This is a genomic window from Intestinibacter sp. (assembly GCF_022780145.1).
GTDB lineage: Bacteria > Bacillota > Clostridia > Peptostreptococcales > Peptostreptococcaceae > Intestinibacter.
In genome coordinates, this window is record NZ_JALEXO010000271.1 from 1 (window position 1) to 2134 (window position 2134).

Genomic DNA, 2134 nt, shown 5'->3' on the forward strand with positions numbered 1-2134 from the left:
ATGAAAAAAAAGAACCTGAGGGAGTAGAAGAATTTATGGTAAATAATATTAATTCAATAAATACTGTAGATTTTTATAAGCAAATTGGGATAACTAAAAAAGCAGCAGAAAAACTTGAAGAAAGTAAACCAATAAATCGATTTTGGCATATTTCAAAAATAAAAGGAATAACAGCAAAATCATATAAAAGTATATTTGAATATTTTTATAAAAAAACAGATGAATATTCTGATATAAAAAAAGATGAAAATATAAGCTTTACTAGTGAACAATTATCACTGTTTTAAGTTAACTAATAAAGATAAAAGTTTTAGAATTTACAAAGGTATATAAAGTTTATAATTAAAATAGAGAGTTTAAAGTTTTTTCTGTAAATAATTTTCTAAGAGGTATAGGCTTGTTAAGTTAGTCTATGCCTTATTTTTTTGTATGAAATATAATATTTTCTATTAAATTTTTTATGTTAAAAAACATTAAAAAATGTTAGAAGACTGTAAAGCCTATTACAAATAAAGAAATATCTGATACGATACATAATAAAATATATTAAAAAAAGTAGCACGCTCAATGCGTCAGAAAGGAGAATAATAAATGGAAGCTAAAAGTCACTCGCACAGGAGCAATTTAATAGTAGAGGAACCTCCTCCTCTCCAGCAAACAGGGGAAATACAACTCAGTGACTCTAATTGGTACAAGATAAGTACAGTCGAGACATTAAAAATGCTTAAATCAAACCAAGAAACAGGTTTAAGCGAAGAGGACATATCTATAAGGCAGAGTAAATACGGAAAAAACAACCTTACTGAAAATAAAAAGCAGAGTAAGCTGGTGAGGTTTTTGAAGCAATTTAACAATAGTGTGATTTACATTTTGTTGGTTGCTGGAGTATTGACTTTATCTATGGGACACATCTCAGATTCGATAGTTATAGGGATAGTAGTAATTGTAAATGCTTTGATAGGCTATATTCAAGAAAACAAGGCAGAGGATGCGATTTCAAAAATCAAGCAGATGTTGGTGGTGAATGCAACTGTCATAAGAAATGGCGAAAGGGTGGATATCGATGCAAGTGAATTGGTGTTAGGGGATATTGTCTATTTAGAGGCGGGAGATAATGTGCCTGCTGATATTAGAATTCTAGATGCCGATAACTTGAAGGTTCAGGAGGCTGTTTTGACGGGCGAGTCGGATTCAGTTGTGAAGGATGAGCAGACGTTGATAGGAAATGTAACTGTTGCAGATCAAACAAATATGGCATTTGCATCTACTTGTGTGACAAATGGGTCGGCGACTGGCATTGTCGTTTCGACAGGTGATTATACTGAAATAGGTAAAATAAATCAAAGTATCAATCATGTAAAACAGCAAAAAACACCTCTAATAATATCTATAAACAATCTAGGAAAATATATATCTTATACTATAGTTTTGACGGCTGCAATTTTGTTTGGATTTGGAATTTTATTTGATGTATATGAAATTCCTGTACTGCTGTTGTCGATTATTACAATGGTCGTGGGCTCGATTCCAGAAGGATTGCCTGCGATAACATCTGTGATATTGGCGATAGGAGTTCAAAATATGGCTAAAAAGAATTCTATAGTCAAAAATCTGCCATCTGTTGAAACTCTAGGCTCTGTGAACATCATCGGAACTGATAAGACTGGAACACTTACCAAAAATGAAATGACGGTAAAGGATATAGTAACTAGAGATAATTTTTATACTGTGACAGGAAAGGGATATTCGCCTGAGGGAGAAATTTTTAGTGGAGATGAAAAAATCACTATTGATGGTGACTTGAGAAAATTAATACTTATAGGTGCACTTGCAAATGATGCAACACTAAATTACGAGGATGGAAAATGGGGCATAAATGGAGAGCCGACAGACGGATGTTTTCTTACACTTTGCAAAAAGGCGAAATTAGATATAGCTGGTTTTTCGGAAGTTGATAAGATGCCGTTTGACTCCGATTTTAAATATATGGCGAAAATAGTAGATTTAAAAGATCAGAGATATTTAGCTGTAAAAGGTGCTCCAGATAAATTGGTAGAGTTTATAAAAGATGACTTTGACAGGGAATACTGGAAAAATCAAATGACAACACTAGCAAGACAAGGAAAGCGTGTCG

Annotated in this window: 2 protein-coding genes; both read left to right on the forward strand. The window is 32.7% G+C overall.

The genetic code is table 11. The annotated features are described in order from the left end of the window. A partial coding sequence (locus MR593_RS10170) for a hypothetical protein (protein ID WP_290692511.1) occupies window positions 1–287 on the forward strand: 287 nt, incomplete at its 5' end. A 304-nt stretch (window positions 288–591) separates the two neighbouring features. Then, on the forward strand, window positions 592–2134 hold a 1543-nt coding region (locus MR593_RS10175), incomplete at its 3' end, for an HAD-IC family P-type ATPase (RefSeq protein ID WP_290692513.1).